This window comes from Actinoplanes sp. NPDC023714, assembly GCF_040639855.1.
In the GTDB taxonomy this organism is placed as follows: Bacteria; Actinomycetota; Actinomycetes; order Mycobacteriales; family Micromonosporaceae; genus Actinoplanes.
The window spans coordinates 1-21773 of record NZ_JBFAAR010000018.1 but is presented as its reverse complement, the minus strand read 5'-3'; the positions used below and the strand labels follow the sequence as shown (position 1 = coordinate 21773).

At 71.5% G+C, this 21773-nt stretch carries 13 protein-coding genes; 7 read left to right on the top strand and 6 right to left on the bottom strand.

The features are described 5' to 3' along the window. The first annotated feature begins 28 nt into the window (after window positions 1-28). Both AB0G10_RS41970 and AB0G10_RS41965 read left to right on the top strand, forming a co-directional pair. Window positions 29-4492: an MMPL family transporter gene (locus AB0G10_RS41970; RefSeq protein WP_360935768.1), complete on the top strand. Its 4464-nt coding sequence runs from the start codon at window positions 29-31 to the stop codon at window positions 4490-4492. A gap of 88 nt (window positions 4493-4580) precedes the next feature. Further along, on the top strand, window positions 4581-5993 hold the full coding sequence (locus AB0G10_RS41965; RefSeq protein WP_360935765.1) for an SDR family NAD(P)-dependent oxidoreductase: 1413 nt from the start codon (window positions 4581-4583) through the stop codon (window positions 5991-5993). 74 nt (window positions 5994-6067) lie between these two features. Here AB0G10_RS41965 and AB0G10_RS41960 read toward each other — a convergent pair whose 3' ends face one another. The 6 genes from AB0G10_RS41960 to AB0G10_RS41935 form a co-directional block, all read right to left on the bottom strand. Then, window positions 6068-6784, bottom strand: a complete 717-nt coding sequence (locus AB0G10_RS41960; protein WP_360935762.1) for a hypothetical protein — start codon at window positions 6782-6784, stop codon at window positions 6068-6070. Window positions 6785-7199: 415 nt separating this feature from the next. Next, window positions 7200-8213, bottom strand: a complete 1014-nt coding sequence (gene yidC, locus AB0G10_RS41955; RefSeq protein ID WP_360935850.1) for a membrane protein insertase YidC — start codon at window positions 8211-8213, stop codon at window positions 7200-7202. Window positions 8214-8749: 536 nt separating this feature from the next. Next, window positions 8750-9025: a DUF6412 domain-containing protein gene (locus AB0G10_RS41950; RefSeq protein ID WP_360935847.1), complete on the bottom strand. Its 276-nt coding sequence runs from the start codon at window positions 9023-9025 to the stop codon at window positions 8750-8752. A 49-nt stretch (window positions 9026-9074) separates the two neighbouring features. Beyond that, window positions 9075-10085: a hypothetical protein gene (locus tag AB0G10_RS41945; RefSeq protein WP_360935759.1), complete on the bottom strand. Its 1011-nt coding sequence runs from the start codon at window positions 10083-10085 to the stop codon at window positions 9075-9077. Then, window positions 10078-13191, bottom strand: a complete 3114-nt coding sequence (locus AB0G10_RS41940) for an SNF2-related protein (RefSeq protein WP_360935756.1) — start codon at window positions 13189-13191, stop codon at window positions 10078-10080. The genes AB0G10_RS41945 and AB0G10_RS41940 overlap by 8 nt, the downstream gene beginning before the upstream one ends. Further along, window positions 13188-13625 (bottom strand): DUF5990 family protein, encoded by a 438-nt coding sequence (locus AB0G10_RS41935; protein ID WP_360935844.1) that lies wholly within the window; start codon window positions 13623-13625, stop codon window positions 13188-13190. Before AB0G10_RS41935 ends, AB0G10_RS41940 begins: the two co-directional genes overlap by 4 nt. 84 nt (window positions 13626-13709) lie before the next feature. Between AB0G10_RS41935 and AB0G10_RS41930 the strand changes: the two genes are divergently transcribed. Genes AB0G10_RS41930 through AB0G10_RS41910 form a run of 5 tightly spaced genes read left to right on the top strand, consistent with a single transcriptional unit; the run spans window position 13710 to window position 21705 of the window. Beyond that, the gene (locus AB0G10_RS41930; protein ID WP_360935753.1) at window positions 13710-14732 is read left to right on the top strand and encodes an alpha/beta hydrolase-fold protein; all 1023 of its coding nucleotides are present in this window, start codon (window positions 13710-13712) and stop codon (window positions 14730-14732) included. Between the two features lie 46 nt (window positions 14733-14778). Next, on the top strand, window positions 14779-16017 hold the full coding sequence (locus AB0G10_RS41925) for a hypothetical protein (protein ID WP_360935750.1): 1239 nt from the start codon (window positions 14779-14781) through the stop codon (window positions 16015-16017). A 33-nt stretch (window positions 16018-16050) separates the two neighbouring features. Further along, complete coding sequence (locus AB0G10_RS41920; protein ID WP_360935747.1) at window positions 16051-18279, top strand: glycoside hydrolase family 9 protein; 2229 nt, start codon at window positions 16051-16053, stop codon at window positions 18277-18279. 19 nt (window positions 18280-18298) lie between these two features. After that, window positions 18299-19561, top strand: a complete 1263-nt coding sequence (locus AB0G10_RS41915) for a cytochrome P450 (RefSeq protein ID WP_360935744.1) — start codon at window positions 18299-18301, stop codon at window positions 19559-19561. Window positions 19562-19611: 50 nt separating this feature from the next. Continuing rightward, window positions 19612-21705, top strand: a complete 2094-nt coding sequence (locus tag AB0G10_RS41910; protein ID WP_360935741.1) for an AAA family ATPase — start codon at window positions 19612-19614, stop codon at window positions 21703-21705. The last annotated feature ends 68 nt before the right edge of the window (window positions 21706-21773 follow it).

Below are 21773 nucleotides of genomic sequence, written 5' to 3'. Positions count from 1 at the left end.
AATCTTCGTTTCTCTGGAAGGTGATCTTGTGTTCGCGGGCTGGGGATCGCGGGTCGCCCGCCTGAGGTGGCCGGTGCTGGTGATCGCGCTCGTCGCGGTGCTGGGCGCGGGCGGGTGGGGCCTCGGGGTGTTCGATCGGCTGACCGAGGGCGGCTACACCGATCCGGACAGCGAGTCCGCGCGGGCCGCCGACGTCGTGGCCACCGCCCTGGGCGGCAGGAGCGGCGACGTGATAGCGATCTACGCCCCGGACCAGGGGACTATCGACGACGCGGCCCTCACCAAGCGGATCACCGCGCGGCTGGACGCGCTGCCCGCCGAGTACGTCACCTTCAAGGTCTCGTACTGGGACTCCCAGGACGCCGCCTATGCGGCGGCCGACAAGTCCAGCGCCGTCGCCGCGATCACCCTGGCCGGCGACGACGACGCCGAGAAGATGAAGTCCTACGCCGAGATCGAGGACTACCTGACCGTGCCGGGGGCGCACCTCCAGCTCGCCGGCGGGGTGCCGCTCGCGCACGCCTCCAACGAGCGGTCCTCCTCCGACCTCGTCTTCGCCGAGATGATCTCGCTGCCGATCGTGCTCGTGCTGCTGCTGTTCATCTTCGGCTCCCTGGTCGCGGCGTCCCTGCCGGTGCTCGTCGGCGGCGCCGCGGTGCTCGGCTCGCTCGGCGTGCTGCACGCCGTCGCGCTCACCCACGAGGTCAACTCGTTCGCGGTCAACGTGGCCAGCCTGCTCGGGCTCGGCATGGCGATCGACTACGGCCTGTTCATGGTCGGCCGGTTCCGCGAGGAGCAGGCGGCCCACCCCACCTTCGAGGCCGTCCGGCGGACCGTCGCGACGGCCGGCCGCACCGTGCTCTTCTCGGCCACCCTGCTGATGACCGCGCTGGCCGGCCTCCTGCTGTTCCCGCAGGGCTTCCTCAAGTCGCTCGCCTACGGCGGCCTCGCCGCGGTGTTCCTGGCGATGCTGCTGTCGCTCACCCTGCTCCCGGCGATCCTGGCGATCCTCGGACCCCGGGTCGACAAGCTTCCGGTACGTCTGCCCGGCCGCGGTTCCGGCGGTTCCTTCTGGGAGCGGGTGGCCGGGGGTGTGCTGCGGCGGCCGGTGCTCTTCGCCGTACCCATCCTGATCGTCCTTGTGGTCCTGGCCCTGCCGATCGGGGGTGTGCGGTTCGGCGAGAACGACGAGCGGGTGCTGCCCGCCGGTGACCCTTCGCGGGTGGCGATCGAGACGCTTTCGGCCGATTATCCGCAGTTCAGTACGGGTGGCGTGCAGATCGTCATTCGCGGGGATTCGGATATTTCCGATTTTTCCTCTAAAGTCGGCGAAATCGCCGGGGTGGCGTCGGTCGCGCCCGGAGGCGCGGCAGACGGCGTCGTCGTGCTCAACGCCGCGCTCTCCGCCACCGACCCGTTCAGCGCCTCCGCGCGGCAGGTCGTCGAGGATCTGCGCGCCCTGCCCGCCCCCTCCGGCACCACCGTGCTGATCGGCGGCCCCACCGCGCGCAACGTCGACAGCATCGCGGCCATCGCCGGCAAGCTCCCCCTCATGATCGGGCTGCTGGCCGGGGCCACGCTCATCCTGATGTTCCTGGCGTTCGGCTCGATCCTGCTGCCGATCAAGGCGGTCGTGATGAGCGCGCTCAGCCTCACCGCCACCTTCGGCATCCTCATCTGGATCTTCCAGGACGGCCACGGCGCGGGCCTGCTCAACGTCACCCCGGCACCCCTCGAAGCCGGCATCGTGGTGCTGATGGCGGCGGTCGTTTTCGGACTCTCCACCGACTACGAAGTGTTCCTGCTGTCCCGCATGGTCGAAGCCCGGGTGAGGGGCGCCTCCACCCGTGAGGCGGTGACGATCGGGCTGACCCGTACCGGCCGTGTCATCAGCGCCGCCGCCCTGCTGCTGATCGTGGTGACCGGCGCCTTCGCCCTCTCCTCCGTCACCACGATGCGCTTCGTCGGCGTCGGCATGATCGTCGCCCTGCTCCTGGACGCCACCGTCGTCCGGATGCTGCTGGTCCCGGCGGTCCTCGCCCTCTTCGGCGACGCCGCGTGGTGGGCGCCCGGCCCGCTGCGCCGCCTGCAGGAGCGCGCCGGCCTGGCCGAGCACGCGGGCGAGGACGCCCTGCCCCGGCACGCCGCCGAACCCTCCCCGCGGCACGCCCTCACCGGTCGGCACTCCGTCACGGTGGCGGCGCTGACCAGCGACAGCGCCTCCGCCCCGCCGGCGTCACTGGCCGGCGTGCGGCCGACCCTCGCGACCGGCGCCCAGGACACGATGGTGATCCGGGCGCTGCCGTCCTCGGCGTCGTCGCCCGACACCGTCGTCCTCGACTACGAGGACGTGCTCGACTACCTGGCCGAGAAGGAGCGCACAGCGGCCATGACCTCCCCGGACGAGACCGCGGTCCTTTCGCGGGTCGTGGATGAGCCTGCGGTGAAGGCGCTGCCCGCCGCCCCGTCGTCGTCGCCCGAGCTTGCGGATTCGGGGTCGCCGGCGGATTCCGAGTCGCTCGTGGAGTCGGAGTCGGCCGCGGGTCCGGTGTCTCCCGCGGCTCCGGTGTCTCCCGCGGGTCCGGTGTCTCCCGCGGCTCCGGTGTCTTCCGCCCCTGCGGACCCGGTGTCGCCTGTGGACCCGGTGTCCCCTGCGGCCATGGTGTCCCCTGCGGCCATGGTGTCCCCTGCGGCTCCGGTGTCGCCTGCGGCCTCGTCGTCGTCGGCCGAGCCGGCGTCATCGGAGTCCGCCCCTGCGGATGGGCCGGCATCCTCGCCGGAGCCCACCCCCGTGGATCTGGCCGGTGCCGAGACGCAGCTGATTCCGAAGATCGTCGACGAGCCGGCTGGTGGGGCCGCCGAGGAGACTCCGCTCTTCGTGGAGGCTCGTAGCCTCGCCGAGCCGCCTCCTCCGGACCCGGCGGACAGCGAAGCGATCTGGGCCGAGGTGGAGGCGACGCTCGCCGCAGGCGCCGAAGCGGCCCACGGGGACCCGGAGCCGCTCCCCCGGCGGGACGAGCCCTTCCCGGTTGACGAGGAACCCGCCGACGTGGAACCTCAGGTCGACGAGCATGCAGGCGACACGGATGCTCCGGTGATCCCCGAGACCTCGACGACGACCGACGCCGGCGAAGAGCCGTCCGCCGCCGGCACCGCCGACGATGACCAGCCGTCCGCCGTCGGCACCGCCGATGCCGACCTCGACGACGACCCGCCGTCCGCTGTCGGCACCGCCGATGCCGAACTCGACGACGACCCGCCGTCCGCCGTCGGCACTGCCGATGCTGACCTCGGCGACGACGAGCAGGCTGCGAAGGCTGACGTCGACGCCGGAGAGCAGGCCGCGATCACCATTGAGGGCGACGTCAGCGATGTGGCCTCCGACGCTCGATCGGAAGCTCCCGCCGATGTGACGGCCGACGTTGACGAGGCCGTCGACCGTGAGCCGGGCGTCGACGAGGAACCGCTTGCAGGGCTCGAAGAAGCCTCGCCGACCGAGGTCGACGAGCCCACCACCGAGCAGGACGAGCCCGCGCCGGACCCCGACAAGCCCACCACCGAGCACGACGAGCCCGCGACGGACCCCGACGAGCCCACCACCGAGCAGGACGAGCCCGCGACGGACCCCGACGAGCCCACCACCGAGCACGACGAGCCCACCACCGTGCAGGACGAGCCGGAGGAGGAGGTGGCTCAGCCGGAAGGCCAGGGTCTCGAAGCCGAGTCGTCCGAGGCCGAGCCGGTAGGCGTCGAAGAGTCCGCGCCTTCCGAGGCCGAGGAGTCCGTGCCTGCGCCCGCTGAGGTCGAGGGCGAGGTGGCGGAGGCCGGGCGGCGGGTTGCTGGGACGGATGATGTCGAGCCCCAGGCGCCTCAGACCACGGATACGGGCTCGACTACGGAACCGGAAAGCAGGGCCGCCGCGGCTGAGGTGGTGTCCGAGCCCGCCGCCGGACAGGATTCAGCGGCGCCGGATCCGTTCGCCTGGCGGAACGATCCTCGGCTTGCCAATCTGTTGACGCCCGGTGTGGGTGGGTTCGGGTGGTTGTCGCGTCCGTCGGCGGCCGAGGAGACGCATGAGGCGCCGGAGAGCCGGCGCCCTCAGACCTTGGACGACTGGCTCAGTGGGGGGTCGGCGCCGGTGAGTGCTGCGCCTGCTCCCAGCCGGCGGCCGCAGACTCTGGACGAGTGGCTCAGCAGGCCCCCGGCGGAAGAAAAGCCGGAGCCGGCGCCAGAGAAGGAGCCGGCCCCGGAGAAGAAGCCGGCCCCGGAGGAAAAGACGGAGGCAAAGACGGAGGAGAAGCCGGCCACCGCGGAGAGCGACACCGGCGATGACCGGCAGAACGACCAAACCCCGGAAACCGAGAACCCCGCGCATTTCGTCCGCCCTCAGACCCTCGACGACTGGCTCAGCGGCCCCAAACCGCCGGCCGCCCGGCCGCAGACGCTCGCCGATCAGCCGAAGCCGCATCACCCGCGGCAGCAGGAAGGGTGATGCGGACCCCTTGCCCCGTCCCGCCCTCAGCCGATAGGACGGCCGGTTAAGTACAGTGCCTGCGGTGGAAACAGAGGGGGATGTCGTCATGACCGGCAACGTCACGGGCGTGGATCCGGACCGGCTCGCGGTCTGCCTTGCGGTCCTCGCCGAGGTGGAGGCGCTTCCGGCCGAGCATCCTGACGCGGTGGCGGTGCGGCGGGCCACGGCCGGCGTGTTCAAGGCCGTCAAGCTGCGGCGGCGCAAGGACCGGCGGGACGCGATCCTCGCCAACGACCGGGCGGTGACCGCGGCGACAGCGACCGGGGCGCCGGGGCGGATCGACGACGAGACGGCCGGGATCCCGTTGCGCAGCAGCGTGCGCGGGGCCACGGCCGGGGTGCTGCGGCAGGCGCGCGGCTGCTACGTGTGCAAGCAGCGGTACACCGTGGTGGACGCGTTCTACCACCAGCTCTGCCCGGAGTGTGCCGAGCTGAACCACTCGCGGCGGGACGCCCAAACCGACCTGACCGGGCGGACGGCGCTGCTCACCGGCGGGCGCGCCAAGATCGGCATGTACATCGCGCTGCGGCTGCTGCGGGACGGCGCCGATCTGACGATCACGACGCGGTTCCCGCACGACGCGGTCCGGCGGTTCGCGGCGATGCCGGACAGCGGGGACTGGATCCACCGGCTGCGGGTCGTCGGCATCGACCTGCGGGACCCGTCCCAGGTCGTCGGTCTCGCGGACTCGGTGGCCGCGCGGGGTCCGCTGGACATTCTGGTCAACAACGCGGCCCAGACGGTACGAAGGACAGCGGGCGCGTACTCCGAGCTCGTGGCGGCCGAGTCGGCGCCGCTGCCGGACGGCGACCTGCCGGCGCTCGAATACTTCGGCGGGACGGCCACGCTCGGCGCCCGGTCCCCGGCCACGGCGCTGACCTCGGGCGGCAGCCTCACCGCGCAGGCGATCACCAGCCTGGCGCTGACGGCCCGGTCCACGGCGATCGACGCGGGCGGGCTGGTGCCGGACACGGTGCCGACGAACAGCTGGAGCGACCGGGTGCACGAGGTCGAGCCGCTGGAGCTGCTGGAAGTGCAGCTGTGCAACGTGACGGCGCCGTTCATCCTGGTGAGCCGGCTGCGGAAGGCGATGACGGCGTCGAAGTTCCCGCGCCGCTATGTCGTGAACGTGTCCGCCATGGAGGGGATCTTCCAGCGCGGCTACAAGGGCGCCGGGCATCCGCACACCAACATGGCGAAGGCCTCGCTGAACATGCTGACCCGCACCAGCGCCGAGGACCTGTTCGCCGACGGGATCCTGATGACCAGCGTCGACACCGGCTGGATCACCGACGAGCGCCCGCACCCGACGAAGATGCGGCTGCACGAGGAGGGCTTCCACGCCCCGCTCGACCTGGTCGACGGCGCGGCCCGGGTCTATGACCCGATCGTGCGCGGGGAGATGGGCGAGGACGTGTACGGCTGCTTCCTCAAGGACTACGCACCGGTCGCCTGGTAAGAAACACCTGGTAGAACCGGAACGACCGAGGGCCGCACCCGTGCCGGGTGCGGCCCATCGATACGTGCGGACCGTCAGCCGCGCTGGCCGCCGGGGCCCACCTTGTCACCGGGGCCCTTCCAGTCACCCTTCGGGCCGCCCTGGTTCAGGTCGCCGGGACCCTTCCAGTCACCCTTGCCGCCGCCCTGGTTGTTGCCCAGGTCGCCGGGGCCCTTCCAGTCGTCCTTGCCGCCCTGGTCGTTCCAGGGACCCTTCTTGTCGTCCTTCCAGCCGCCGGGACCGCCCTGGCCGCCGCCCTTGCCGTCCTGCCAGTCGTCCGGGCCGTTCCACGGTCCCTTCGGACCCTTGTCGTCCCAGCCGCCCTTCGGGCCGTTACCCATGTGGCCCTTCTTGTGGCCGCCGATGTGGTAGCCCTGGCCGACCAGGTAGTCCGGCTTGTTGGGCCAGCCCTTGGGCCAGCCGCCGCGCCAGTTGTCCCAGTACCAGTCGTCCTCCTCGACCTCGAGGACGAAGTAGGACCCGCGCCAGCCCCAGCCGACACGCCAGCAGTTGAAGTCGTCCCACGCGCCGAACCGGATACCGGTGAATCCGGCGCGGTTACAGGCGCCCCGGTTCCGGTAGTAGCCGGCGATGTAGTCGTCGTCGAGACCGTGGCCAGCGGCCGTGGCACCCGAACCTGCGGTGCCGGACTGTCCAGCGGCGGGCGCGGCCTGGGCAGGGGTGGCAGCGATCATCGCGCCGGCCGCCAGGCTCATGCCGGTGAGGGCCAGCATCCGCGTTAGCTTTTTCATCTCACACCTTTTCGGACAAAACGCCTTGACTTGTGATCAGCCCATCACGGCGCGCAATGCCCGATCCTCGGTTTCGGCGAAAGCTGACCGTTTGGACGACCCTTTCGGTGTCCGGAAAGACATGAAAAGAACTGGTTCGCCACGTCACGTTTCATCGGGAAAAGCCCACTCCATCAGGCATTTCATTGGGTACGAAGGTAAGCGCCCGTCCTCGCGGGATCGAGACCCTCCCCCGCCCGGTGGCGAGCATGCAGGTCACGAAAGAACGGACACGAGGCCGGAAATCAGGCGGCCATCCAGGCCTCGCCGTGGCGTATGCCGGGCTTCCCGGGCCGGACCTCGGGCGGTCCGGCCCGGGAGAATGCCGGCAATGGCGTCGGATTCGGGACACCATTCCCGTCCGCTGTGCCGGAAATCAGCGGGCGGGGCTGCCCTCGTACCTCTGGTTCTTGCGCTTCGAAGAAGGCTTGGCACCCACCTTGGGCGGTGCGACAGGCGTGCGCGAAATGCTCTTGCTCTTGTCCCCGGCCCGGCCCTGCGCCCTGCTCTCACCCCCGGCCCGGCCCTGCGCCCTGCTCTCACCCTCGGCCCGGCCCTGCGCCCTGCTCTCACCCCCGGCCCGGCCCTGCGCCCTGCTCTCACCCCCGGCCCGGCCCTGCGCCGGCGGCTTGATCACCGGGTAGCGGCGGAGAATCCAGGCCTGCTGGGCGAGCGCGAAGACGTTCTGGGTGACCCAGTAGAGGACCACGCCGATCGGGAACAGCGCTCCGGAGATCAGGAGCGAGAGCGGCAGGCCGTAGAGCATGAGCCGCTGGATGGTGCGCGCCGGCTCGTCCACGGCCCAGCCCGACTTGCTGATCATCTGGCGGGTGGTGAGGTACGTCGTCACCGTCATGACCGCGATCAGCACCGCGGCGACGAGCTTCACGACCAGATCCCCGGTGGTGAATCCGGCCGTGATCGGCGCCGTGAAGAGCTGGGCGTTGATCGCGCTGTCGAACTGGGTGAGCGTCCAGCCGTAGAGCGTGCGCGACGCCTCGCTCGTCACCTCGGGACGCAGATGACGCAGCACGTGCAGCAGACCGATCACGACCGGGATCTGCACGAGCATCGGGACGAACTGCGCGAACGGGCTGACCTTCTCGCGCTGGAAGAGGGCGGCGAGCTCCTTCTGCAACGTCTCGCGGTCCCCCTTGTGCTTCTCCTGCAGCGCCTTCACCTGCGGCTGGATGCGCTGCGTGGCCCGCTGCGAGCGGACCTGCCGGACGATCACGGGGAAGAGCGCGAGCCGCACGGTCAAGACGAGGAAGACGATGCCGAGGACCCAGGCCCAGGAGGTGCCGAGGGCTTCGGTACTACCGATCAGACGCTCCCAGGCGGCGTGCCAGAAGAGCAGGATGGCGGAGATCGTGGTGTAGACGGGTTCCATCACGGGCGTGATTCCTTTGCGGGCGCACTGGACTGGTGGAAGGTCGGCAGTGGCCGTTCCGCGATGTCGGCGGGATGGTGCGTAGCGCCGAGATCGCGGGAGCTTTTGTAGCAGTGTTTCGTCGACGTCGCTGGTGCGGGCTGCGGCTCGCACGGGCTTGCGGCTCGCACGGGCTTGCGGCTCGCACGGGCTCGCGGCTCGCGCGGGCTTGCGGGCTGCGGCTCGCGGGACGAGCGCGGGGTCAGCGCGTCGGTGCCGTCAGCTCTGGATCACGCGGTGGGTGCGGGCTCGCACCCGGCTCCGATGGTCGGGTGCTGAAATCGGCACTCGGCTCCGGAGTCGGGTGCTGAAGCCTGCACTCGGCTGCGAGGTCGGATGCTGAAATCCGCATCCGGCCTGCGCGGTGCGGGTGCTGGACCTGCACTCGGCTCGACCGGCCGGATGCGGGCTCGCACTCGGCGCCGCTCGGAGGCGATTTGCGTGCTTGCGCTGATGGCGTCGACAGGGCGGTTCCCCGCCCTCGAATCTGCGGAAGCTCAGACGGCCACGAGGGACCGCGTCGGACCTCGGGGCCGGGTGCGTCCGGGCGCGTCGGGATCACGATGGCGGGGCACACCGGTACGCCGGGCTCGGTCGCGCATGGCCGCACGCCCGGCCAGCGGATTCGCCACGGCGCGGAAGTTGAGCAGCGCACCGGCGGTCAGCGCCGTCAGCAGCAGCACACCGGCGACCGAAGCCGCCCCGACGATCATCGCGGTGGGGCCGGCGTCGGTCAGCAGACCGACCAGTCGCCAGAGGGCTTCCCACAGCATCACGCCGTCAACGCTAGCTCCTCCGCGCAAGCTCCGCTGCCCCCGGCCGTCAGGAATCGTCGGCGAGGGCCGCGTAGGCCGGCCGCAACACCTCCACGATCGGCTTCCCGTGATGGCTCAGATGCGGGGCGTCGAGCTGGTCGAGGAGGGCGTCCGGCCGTACGCCGGAAAGCCCCGCCGCCCGCTCCCCGGCAAGCCCCGTCGCGGGCTGTGCCCCGTCCCCGGCGGCCGTCGCCTCGATCCCCCAGAAAGCGCCCGGATCGTCGGGGTCCACGAGAGGCCGCTGCCCGCCCGTTCCCCCAGCGCCATCCGCAGATCCCCCGCCCGCATATCCGTCCGCCCGGCCCCCGTGACCGCCGGCCGAGCCCTCGAAGCCACCCGCGCGACCCCCGCCCGCACCCGCCGCTCCGGCCGATCCCGCCGAGCCGCCGCCCGCCGCCCCGGCTGACCCCGCGTAGCCACCGCCCACAGAGCCACCGCCCACAGAGCCACCGCCCACAGAGCCACCGCCCGCCGAGCCGCCCTCACCGATCACCGCCGCGACCGCCGCCGACTCCCGCAACCGCCGCAAGCGCATCAGCAGCTCGTCGCGCGAGCGCCCCCGCCACGTGAACACCTCGAAAGGATCGGCCTCGAACGTCCTCGCCAGCGCATAACAGGTGGCCGCCAGGTGCACGCACGGCATCGGCCACCCTTCGCACGTGCAGTCGAGGGCCACCTCGTCGAGGGAGAGCGGCAGCAGCCCGAGGCCGGCCTCCGCGAAGATCGCCTCGATGCCGTCCGGCATCCGGCCGTCGAGCAGGGAGGCGACGTAGCGGGCCTCGGTGACCAGGGCTTTCTCGACGCGGCCCCATTCGGCCGCCCCGAAGGAGCGGACCGCGATCCGGGCCCGGAAGGCGACCGGGTCTTCCGGGCCGCGGACCAGCGCGACGACGAGGCTGGAGGAGACGGTCAGGCTGCGTACGTGGCCTGCTCGTTCGTCGCGGCGGCCGCGGGAGAAGGTCGGGCCCATCCGGAGCGATTCGAACATCCCGAGGAAGGCCAGCGGAAGATCAGTCAACGATGGCCTCCGGGGCGAGGGCGAACAGATCACGCAGTTCGCTGGTGGAGAGCGCGGACAGCCAGCCCTCGCCGGTGCCGACGACGCGTTCGGCGAGCACGCCCTTGTCGGCGATGACGCGGTCGATGCGTTCCTCGAGGGTGCCGAGGCAGACCAGGTTGTGCACGTGCACGTCGCGGCGCTGGCCGATCCGGAAGGCGCGGTCGGACGCCTGCGTCTCGGTCGCCGGGTTCCACCAGCGGTCGACGTGGATCACGTGGTTCGCGGCGGTCAGGTTGAGGCCGGTGCCGCCGGCTTTCAGCGACAGCACGAAGACGCCCGGGCGGCCGGCCTGCTGGAACTCGGTGACCATGGCGTCCCGGGCGCCGCGCGGGGTGCCGCCGTGCAGGAACTTCACCGGTGCGCCGAACCGCGCGGCCAGGTGTGGCGTGAGCATCCCGCCGAACCGGGCGAACTGGGTGAACACCAGCACGCTCTCGCCCGCCCCGAGCGCCCGGTCGACGATCTCCTCGAGCCGGTCGACCTTGCCGGAGCGGCCGGGCAGCGGCGAGTTGTCCTTGAGCGCGAGGGCCGGGTGCACGCACACCTGTTTCAGCTTGGTCATCGCGGCGAGGACCAGGCCCTTGCGCCATTTGTCGCCCGGTTCGGCCAGCCGGTCGAGCAGGTCGTCGAGGACCGCCTGGTAGAGGCTGACCTGCTCGGTCGTCATCCCGCACAGGTGCCGCACGTGCCGTTTCGCCGGCAGTTCGGCGGCGATGGCCGGGTCGCTCTTGGTGCGCCGCAGCAGGAACGGCCGGGTCGCCTGCCGCAGCCGCGCCGCCGTGTCCTCGTCGGCGTACCGCTCGATCGGCACGGCGAACCGGGCCCGGAAGGTGTGCGCCGACGCGAGCACCCCCGGATTCAGAAAGTCGAGGATCGACCAGAGCTCGGCGAGCCGGTTCTCCACCGGGGTGCCGGTCAGCGCGATCCGGTTGCGCGCCGGGAAGCGCCGGACCGCCTTCGCCGCGCCGCTGCCCGCGTTCTTAATGTGCTGCGCCTCGTCGAGCACCACCCGGTCCCAGGCGATCGCCGCGAGCGCCTCGGTGTCGCGCACCGCCGTCTGATAGGTGGTCAGCACCAGATCGGCGCCGTCGGCCAGGGTCGCCGGATCGGCCCGGTCGGCGCCGTGCAGCACGCGCACCCTCAGCGACGGCGCGAACCTCTCGGCCTCCCGCTGCCAGTTGCCGAGCACCGAGAGCGGGCAGATCAGCAGCGCCGGCCCCGCCCGATGGTGCAGCAGCAGCGCCAGGAGCTGCACGGTCTTCCCCAGCCCCATGTCGTCCGCGAGGCATGCGCCGAGCCCGATTCGATCAAGGAAGGCAAGCCAGGAGAAACCCCTTCTCTGGTACGGGCGGAGCACGCCGTTCAGATCCCGGGGCGGATCCAGCACTTCCAGGCGTTCCTCGAGCCGCCCGGTGAGCAGATCGGCGAGCCAGCCCTCGCCGCGCGCGTCGGTCACCGGCAGCGGCAGCTCCTCGGGCGGCAGCAGACGCATGGTCTTGAGCGCGTCACCGGCCGTCATGGTGCCGCCGCCCCGGCTCAGGAAGGCGAGGCCGGCCGCGAGCCGCTGCGGATCGAGGTGGACCCAGCGGCCCCGCAGCCGCACCAGTGGCACCTTGGCCCGGGCCAGGTCGGTGAGCTCGTCCTCGGTGAGCGTGCGGCCGCCGAGCGCGAGGCTCCACCGGTAGTCGACCAGCTCCTTCTTGCCGACGGCCCGGTCGCGCAGCACGGTCGAGACCGGATCGCGGCCGCGCACGTTCAGCGACAGGCCGAGCCCCGGGCGCCGCTGCCACCAGGCCGGGAGAAGTACGCCGTAGCCCGCCTCCTCGAGCAGCGCCGCGTGGCTGAGGAACCCGTGCGCGCCCTCGGTGTCGAGCAGCATCTCGGCCGGCCGGGCGCCGCGCAGCGCCTCGCCGAGGGCGGGGTAGAGCCGGGCCGCCCGCCCGAGACCGGCCAGCAGCCGCTCCTGCGGATGACTGGTCCACCGGCTGAGCGGCGCGAACGTGTCCCGCCACACCTCGGCCGCGGTGACCAGCACACTCGGCTCGTCGGCGGCCTGCAGCAGGAACTCGAGCCGCCACGCGTCCTGTGGCAGCGGCACGTCGTCGGGCATGACCGGCTCGTGCTCGCGGGGATCGCTGAGCCGGAAGCAGACCCGCACCTCGGCGCCGCGCGCCGCCTGCTCGAACCACCCGTCGAGCCGCCCGGCCAGCTCGTCGGCGAGGGCCGGCGCCGCCTCGAACTCGGGCTCGCCGCCGAGCGCCGCCAGCCACCCGTAGTCGGCGAGGCTCACCCCGGCCTCGGCCAGCCGGGTCCGGACCAGCCCGTCGACAAGCCGGTCCAGAGCAGCCCTCACCAGCCCCTCCTCCGCGGGCAGGCCACCGGAGTGCGCCGCCCGGTCCGCCGAGCCGCCCGACGAGGCCGAGCCCGGGAAGGCGACCCCGGCCACCTCGGCACGGCAGGCCGGCGGCATGGTCTCGATGAGGGCCGCCCGCCGGACCGCATCGGCCCCGATCGTGACGGGCCGCCAGATCGCCGAGGGCCGCGGGCCCTCGATCCGCACGGCGGGCAGCACCCGGCCGCGCCGCACCAGGCTCGCGGCGAACCCGCACAGCTCGACGAGCCAGGCCGCCGACGGCGCCACCCGCCCGTCGAACTCGGCCACCAGATCGGGGTCGGCGAACGGCACCGACACGGCCGGCACCCGCCAGGTCCGTGCCTTGGGCGTCCCCCGCCGGGCCGGCATCCCGAGCTGCGGCGACGCCAGCGGCCCGGCCGACGTCGACGGCAGCACCAGACTCGCCGCCGCTCGCCGATCCCCGGCCGGCAGCTCCCCCGCCTCCACGGCGAACGGGTGCCACGGCGCCGCGCCCCGCTCCCCCGCCTTCCTGCCGCCGGCGGCGGGCACCGAGCCCTCCGCCTTCCTGCCGCCGGCAGCGGGCACCGAGCCCTCCGCCCAGAGATTCAGCCCGCCGTCCCGCCCGACGAACCCGTGCAGCACCCGCACCGACGCCACCACCGGATGCGCACCCCCGGCAGCCGGGCCGAGGTCGGACGTGGCCGTCATCGCAGCTCCCACACCACGTCGGGCGGGCGGACCCGCGCACATCGGGGCCCACCCTCAGCGTCGGTCAGGGCGAGGCGGCCCACCAGGACGCCCTCGCCCGCGGCGGCGGCGAGCAGGAGCGGGCCCGGGATGTCGCCGAAGAGCAGCTTGGCCCGGCGGAACATCGCGAAGCTCTCGCCGTCGGCCGCGCCCCAGCTCAGATAGAGGAACCGCTGACCGGGGCGCCCGTGCACCCACGGCCCGCCGACGTCGAGGTGGTCGCCGACGTGGCGGACGCCGACCTCGAGATCCCACGCCGCGCTCTCGGCGTGGACCGGGAACCGGCCCACCACCTCTGCTTTCCGCTGCATGCCGACCTGCACCCCGCCGAGCCGCAGCGCCTCCGCCTGGGGGGCGCCGGGTCGGCCGGGGAGGTCGTATCCCTCGATCCGCATCCGCACGCCGACAACCCTAGGCCGCCCCTCCGACAATTTTCCGGCGCCGGGCGCGCCGCCGCGAGCGGCAGTAGGGTGCCAATCATGGAGGCTTGGAACGGTGCCACGGTGCGGTTCCGCTATCCCGATGCCGGCCGGGAGCTCGCCGCCGTCCGCCTGCTCTCCTCGATCCGGCACGCCGACCTGGAGTTCGCCGGCGACGCCTGGCAGCTGAGCATCGACGCCCCGGCGGTGAAGCGGATCGAGTACCGCTTCGAGCTGACCCGCCCGGACGGCAGCCGGGTGACCGTCAACGACCCGGGCAACGCCGTGCACGCGCCCGGCGGGTTCGGCGAGTCGTCGGTGGTGCACAGCCCGGACTACGCCGAACCGGACTGGCTGCACCGCTCCGGCTCGTCCGGCCACTGGCACACCGTCCACCTGCCGGTCCGCGGCCTGCACACCACGATCGATCTGCGGATCTGGACGCCGGAGGGCCCGGACGCCCCGAAGGGCCGGGTGCTGATCGCGCACGACGGGCCGGACTACGAACGGTTCGGCGGGCTGACCCGGTACTCCGCAGCGATGATCCGTGCGGGACGCGTCCCGGCGTACCATCTGGTGCTCTTGTCCTCGAAAGATCGTGACGAGTGGTACTCGGCCTCCCCGGCATACGCGCTCGCGCTGGCCGGCGAGATCATCCCGCGGATCCGGGCGGAACTGCACAGCGGCGCGGTGGTGGGCGCCGGGGCGAGTCTCGGCGCGCTCGCCATGCTGCACGCGCAGCGCCGGCACCCGGCCGGGTTCGCCGGCCTCTTCCTGCAGTCCGGCAGCTACTTCCAGCCCCGGCACGACATCCAGGAATCCGCTTTCCCGCGGTGGGGGCGGATCGTCCGGTTCACCGGCCAGGTGCTGCGCGCCGGCCGCGGCCCGGCCGTCCCGGTCGCGCTCACCTGCGGCGCTGCCGAGGAGAACCTCGCGAACAACCGCGACATGGCGGATGCGCTGCGCGATCAGGGGTATTCCGCAGACCTCACCGAGAACCCGGACGCGCACACCTGGACCGGCTGGCGTGACGCGCTGGACCCGCATCTCACCGCCCTGCTGTGCCGGGTATGGCCCGATTGAGAGCCACGCCGGAGGCGAGCACCACGACGATTTGAGGGAGGCGGCCGTGGCCGACGTCGAGCACACCATCGGAATGTTGCTGGGCACCGAGGACGACTGGCCACGCGCGTACGAAGCGCTGCTGCGCCGCCTCAGCCTGGTCAACGGGCCGGACGGCCGGACGCACCGGGCCAGCGCGGTCCGGGTCACGATCGAGCCGTTCAACCTGCGCGACAAGCCCCGCCACGAGCTGGTGATCGACCGGCTGGCGTACTGGTACTACCACCCCCGCGAGTGGCTCAAGAAGATCGCCCTGATGGACGACGTCTACCTGCTGAACAGCCCCTTCACGTTCCAGTCGATGGAGAAGCACGCGGCGTACTGCGCGATGATGCGGCTCGGGCTGAAGATCCCGGAGACCGTGCTCGTGCCGTTCAAGAACCCCCTCGAGAACTCGCGCTGGGCCTACACGGCGGCCCGCTACAACCGGCCGTTCGACCTGGAGGCGACGGCCGCCGGGGTCGGCTACCCGCTCTGGATGAAGCCGTACGACGGCGGCGCCTGGGTCGGCGTCTCGAAGATCCGCAACGAGACCGAGCTGCACGCCTCCTACGACGCCTCCGGCGAGCGCCTCATGCACCTGCAGGCCTCGATCGAGGACTACGACGTCTTCGCCCGCAGCCTGAGCATCGGCCCGGAGACCATGGTCATGAAGTTCCGGCCGGACCAGCCCATGCACGCCCGGTACGAGGTGGACCACAACTTCCTGTCGGCGTCGGCCGGCGACGAGGTAGTGACGATCTCACGGCTGGTCAACGCGTTCTTCCGCTGGGAGTTCAACTCGTGCGAGTCGCTGGTCCGCGGCGACCAGGTGCACCCGATCGATTATGCGAACGCCTGCCCGGACGTGGCCCTCACCTCCCTCCACTACTACTTCCCGTGGGCGATGTCCGCCCTGGTGAAGTGGACCGTCTATTGCGTGGTGACCGGCCGCAAACCGCGGCTGGACACCGACACCTCGCGCTACTTCGCGATCGCCGACGACGTCTCGCTCTCCTACGCGGAGAAGCTGGCCGGCTATCGCAAGCTCGCCGACGAGTACTTCGAGGTGGACCGCTACCAGGAGTTCTGCGCGAAGCACCTGGCCAACGTCGACGAGATCGTCTATGACTGGGTCACCTCCGAGGAGTTCCGGTCGTTGCTGCGCGAGACGGTCCGGGCGATGTACCCCGTGCACGAGCACGAGAAGTTCCTCGCCCACTTCGGTGGCCTGATCGACGCGTGGATCCGCGACCAGGAGCGTTGACGCGGGTAACAGCGCCGTAATAAACATAGGTCCATGTCTCGATGGGAGCGCTCCCGCATCATCGGCCTCACGGCCGCATTACTGACGGTCGGCCCGCTGTCCTTCATAGGGGCCGCGCCAGCGCAGGCGGACGAGGTCGAACAGGTCGTCAACGGCGGCTTCGACGGCACCGCCGACCCGTTCTGGTCGACGGCCGGCTCACCGATCACCCTGACCGACGGCGTGGCCTGCATCGACGTGCCCGGCGGCACCACCAACCGCTGGGACGTCGGGATCGGCCAGAACGACATCGACCTGGTCGCCGGCGAGAACTACCGGTTCAGCTTCGACGCCTCCGGCGACCCCGCCGGGCACGTCGCCCGCGCGATCACCGGTCTCGCCGTCGACCCCTACGACACCTATTTCGAGCAGTCGCCCATCCTGGGCAGCGACCTGACGCACTACGAATACACGTTCACCGCGAGCACCTCCACCGCGCAGGGGCAGGTCGCCTTCCAGGTCGGGGGCAGCCCGGACCCGTGGCGCTTCTGCGTCGACAACGTCAGCCTCGTCGGCGGCGTCCCGCCCGAGGTCTACGAGCCTGACACCGGCCCCAGGGTTCGAGTCAACCAGGTCGCCTACATCAAGGACGGCCCGAAGGGCGCCACCCTCGTAACCGAACAAACCGCACCGATCGCCTGGCAGCTGCACGACAGAAACGGAAAGATAATCCAGAAAGGCCGCACCACCCCACGCGGCGTCGACGAGAGCTCCGGCCAGAACGTCCACACCATCGACTTCAGCGCCTACCGCAAGTACGCGACCGGCCTCACCCTGACCGCCGACGGCGAGACCTCCCGCCCGTTCGACATCAGCACGAAGCCGTACGAGACCCTGCGCACCGACGCCCTGAAGCTCTACTACACCCAGCGCAGCGGCATCGAGATTCGCGACGACCTGCGCCCCGGCTACGCCCGCCCGGCCGGCCACGTCGACGTCGCTCCCAACCAGGGTGACGGCGCGGTGCCCTGCCAGCCCGGCATCTGCGACTACACGCTCGATGTGACCGGCGGCTGGTACGACGCCGGCGACCACGGCAAGTACGTCGTGAACGGCGGCATCTCGGTGTGGGGCCTGCTAAGCGAGTACGAGCACCTGCGGGGCTCCCGCAAGGTGAACCTCACCATCCCGGAGAGCGGGAACCGGACCCCGGACCTCCTCGACGAGGCGCGGTGGGAGCTGGAGTTCCTGCTCGACATGCAGGTACCGGCCGGTCACCCGTACGCGGGCATGGTCCACCACAAGATCCACGACGCTGCCTGGACCGGTCTTCCCCTGCTTCCCCACCTGGATCCCCAGCCGCGGGAATTGCACCCGGTCTCCACCGCCGCGACGCTGAACGTCGCCGCGACAGCGGCGCAGGCGGCGCGTCTCTACAAGCCGTTCGACGCGGCCTTCGCGAAGCGTGCGCTGGCTGCCGCGCGGACCGCCTATGAGGCGGCCAAGGCCAACCCCGCCCTGTACGCACCGGAGAGTGACGGCGTGGGCGGCGGGGCGTACAACGACTCCAAGGTCACCGACGAGTTCTACTGGGCGGCCGCCGAGCTCTTCCTCACCACCGGCGAGCGGAAGTACGCCGACGACGTGCTGGCCTCGCCCGAGCACACCGCCGACGTCTTCGGGCCGGTCGCCTTCGACTGGGCCGCGACCGCCGCGGCCGCCCGGATCGACCTCGCCCTGGTGCCGAACCGGCTCCCCGGCCTCGGCGCCGTGAAGGCGTCCGTCGCCAAGGGCGCCGACAAGTACCTCGCCATCCAGAAGCAGCACGGGTACGGGGTCGCCTACGCCCCGGCGAACAACGTCTGGGACTGGGGTTCGAGCAGCGTCATTGCCAACAACCTGGTGGTCGTCGCGGCCGCCGAGAAGATCACCGGCCGGGACCGCTACCGGGACGGCGTGCTCACCGGCATCGACTACCTGTTCGGCCGCAACGCCCTGAACATCTCCTACGTCACCGGGTACGGCGAGGTCAGCTCGCAGAACCAGCACAGCCGCTGGTACGCCGCGCAGCTCGACCCGTCGCTGCCGCACCCGCCGGCCGGAACCCTCGCCGGCGGTCCCAACTCGTCGATCCAGGACCCGGTCGCGCAGGCCAAGCTCACGGGCTGTGTCGGCCAGTTCTGCTACATCGACGACATCGGCTCCTGGGCCACCAACGAGCTCACCATCAACTGGAACGCGGCGCTGGCCTGGATCAGCGCTTATGTAGCCGAGGAGGGCTGACGGCACCTACCCTGGCCATATGGGGGCTCTTCGATTCGCCGCGGCGCTGTACCGGCAACGTCTCGGCATCGTCTACCACGGATACGTGCGGCACGATCCGATGTCCCGGCTGCACCTGAAGCCGGGACGCGACGACCCGTACGCGATCTACGACCGGGTCCGGGCGGGTGGTGACCTCGTCACCACCCGCCTGGGCAACTACGTCACGGCGTCCTATCAGGTCGTCTCGTCGGTGCTGCGGGACCGGCGCTTCGGCGTCCGCTCCAGCGAGATCAACGGTCCGGGCGCGCCCGGCGACGCCATCGACATGTCCTTCCTCGACCGCAACCCGCCCGAGCACACCCGATTGCGCCGCGTCGCCCAGCCGGCGTTCAGTCCCCGCCAGATCGCCGGCTATCGCCCGCTCATCGAGCGCAACGTCGACGATCTATTGGATCAAGCCCTTGCCAAGGGTACGTTCGACCTGGTCCCCGGGTTCGCAGCTCCGCTGCCCATCGCCGTCATCACCGATCTGCTCGGGGTGCCGGACGCCGACGCGGACCGGTTCGCCGCGCACGGCGCGGTCATCGGCGGCGCCCTCGACGGCATCCGCGGCCTGCGGCACGCCGCCCAGCTCAAGGAGGCGAGCGGCGCGCTCGACGCGGTGCTCACCGACCTGTTGCGGCTGCGCCGCCGCGAGCCGGCCGACGACGCGGTCTCCAGGATCCTGGCCGCCGAGGGCGATCAGATCCAGTCGTCGGAGATCCTGCCGATGGTCCGCCTCCTCCTCGTCGCCGGCTTCGAGACGACCGTCAACCTGATCGGCAACACCGTGAACGCCCTGCTCGACCACCCCGCCCAGTGGGCCGACCTGTGCGCCGACCCGGCCGGCCTGGCCGAGAAGGCCGTCGAGGAGACGCTGCGCTGGGACCCGCCGGTGCAGCGCACCGCCCGCTGCGCCCTCGAGGAGATCGAGGTGGGCGGCCGCCGCGTACGCCCCGGCCAGTTCGTCATCACCCTGCTGGGCGCCGCCAACCGCGACCCGTCCGTCTTCTCCCGCGCCGGCGTCTTCGACATCCACCGCTCCCCCGAGGCCGACCACCTGGCCTTCTCCAGCGGCATCCACTACTGCGTGGGCGCACCCCTGGCCCGCCTCGAAGCGGCCATCGCCATCCAGCGTCTCGCCGAGCGAGCCCCCGACCTCCGCCGAGCCGGCCCGATCCGCCGCCGCAACGCCACCCTGATCCGAGGCCCCATCCAGTTCCCGGTCAGCGCCTCCGACCGGATGCTCGCCGCTCGCTGACAGCAATCGGACAGTCCACCCGCGTCGCCGGCCGCATAGGCTCGCGGGCTGTGCGACGCGAACCAAGCCTGACCTTCAGCGGTGCGCTCGAGATCCTCGGCGCGCAGGACCCGTCGAGATACGAACGGCTCAGCAAGGTGCTCGGCGGCGTCATCCTGGGCGCGGGAGTGGCCACGGCGATCGCGACGCTCGGCCCCGCCGCGGCGGCACCGCTGGCCGCCGTCGCGCCGATCTGGGGCTGGGTCGACCAGAAGAACGAGGCGATGGGCCTCCTCCGCGACCTGCACAAGGCCTTCCGGACCGGCCTCGGCAAGGCCCCGACCCGCAAGCGGCGCGAGATGGTCGCGGCCGCACACACCACGATCGTGGTGTCCTCCTTCTTCGAGGCGCTGCGCGAGACCGTCGGAGACAAGGTCTACAACGCGCTGGAGATCACCCACCGTGAGCAGGCGACCGTCGCCCTCGGCCCGCACACCGGGCTGCTGCGCGCGCTCTACGAGTCCGAAGTGCCAGCACCCGATGTGAGCCGCGGATTCGCCGAGACCGAGCGGGAGATCTTCGGGTGGTACCACGCCCTGGCGGAGCGCGCCGACGCGTTCCTGGAGGGCCTGTCCGCATGGCCTCCCGGAGCGCTCGACCGGGGAATCGCGGTGATCGCCAGGGACAGATATCGGGAGCGGTACGCCGATCTGGCCGCCGCCGTGCCGGAGTTCTGGATCTGGGCGTCGCTGGACGAGCACGCCGCCACCCGGCACGCCCTCGGCACGCAGCGCGACGACCTGGCACGCATCACGGCGTTGCTCTCCCAGGTCGCCGGCCGGGCCGTCCCGCCCACCGAACCGCAGACCGTGGTCGCCCGCGCCAACCGCGGCCGCCTCGACCAGCTGATCATCAAACCGGCGGAGGCGAGGCATCTGGGGCCGGTCCTGCTCCCCACGGTGGGCGACGCGTTCATCGCGCCGTCCTACCGGGTGACCACGATGGGCCCGCGAGCCGGGATCACCGACGAGGACTGGTGGCAGGACCAGGCCCGCCACGACGACCTGGACGTGTGGCTGGCCGCGTACGCCCTGTCCCCGCCGGCCACGCGTCTGCCGCTGCTCCTGCTCGGGCACCCCGGCGCGGGCAAGTCCATGCTGATGCGGGTCCTCGCCGCCCGGCTGCCGGAGACCGACTACACGGTCGTCCTCGTCCCGCTACGCGCCGTGGGCGCCAACGCGAAGATCGTCGACCAGATCCAGCAGTCCCTCGACGACGCCACCAACAACCGCGTCTCCTGGGCCGACCTCGCCGATCGCAGTCTGGAGACCGTCCGGGTGGTCATCCTCGACGGCCTCGACGAGCTGCTCCAGGCCTCCCAGCACGACCGCAGCGGCTTCCTGCAGGAGGTGGCGGACTTCCAGCGGGTCGAAGCGGAGCAGGATCGCCCGGCCATCGTCATCGTCACCTCCCGCACGGTGGTGGCCGACCGGGTCGACGTGCCGCCCGGTGCCGCCGTGCTCAAACTCGACGACTTCGACGACGCGCAGATCGACCGCTGGGTGCGGGTGTGGAACGACACGAACGCGACCCCGATCGCGGCCGGGCAGGTGCAGGGCTTGTCCCGCACGATGCTCCCGGACAGCGTCGACCTGGCCAGGCAGCCGTTGCTGCTGCTGATCCTCGCGCTCTACTACGCCGACCCGGAGGCCGTCACCCTCACCGCCAGGGACTCCTCCAGCGCGCTCTACCAGGACCTTTTCACCTCGTTCATCCGCCGCGAGGCGCTCAAGGGCGGACCGCTCGACGACCGGGCCCTCGACCGGGCGATCCGGCAGAAGCTCGATCGGCTCTGTGTGGCCGCCTTCGCCATGTTCAACCGGGGCCGGCAGAGCACCACCGAGGGAGAGCTGACCGCCGACCTCGTCGCGCTCTACGGCCCGGGAGCGCTGGAGGGCGACGAGCCGGGCCAGCGGCTCCTCGGGGAGTTCTTCTTCGTGCACGCGGCCGAGGCGACGATGCTGGGCGCGGGCGACGTCGCGGCCCGGCGCAGGGAACGCCGTTCGTACGAGTTCCTGCACGCCACGTTCGGGGAGTACCTGATCGCGCACAAGGTCCTCGACGAGCTGCTCGACATCGCCGACAAGACATCCCACGCGTTTTAGCGTCAAGCTGCGGTAGGCATTTGGTGCGGCTGAGGTGCGGCAAATGCGGTTTCTTCCTGGTAGGGCTG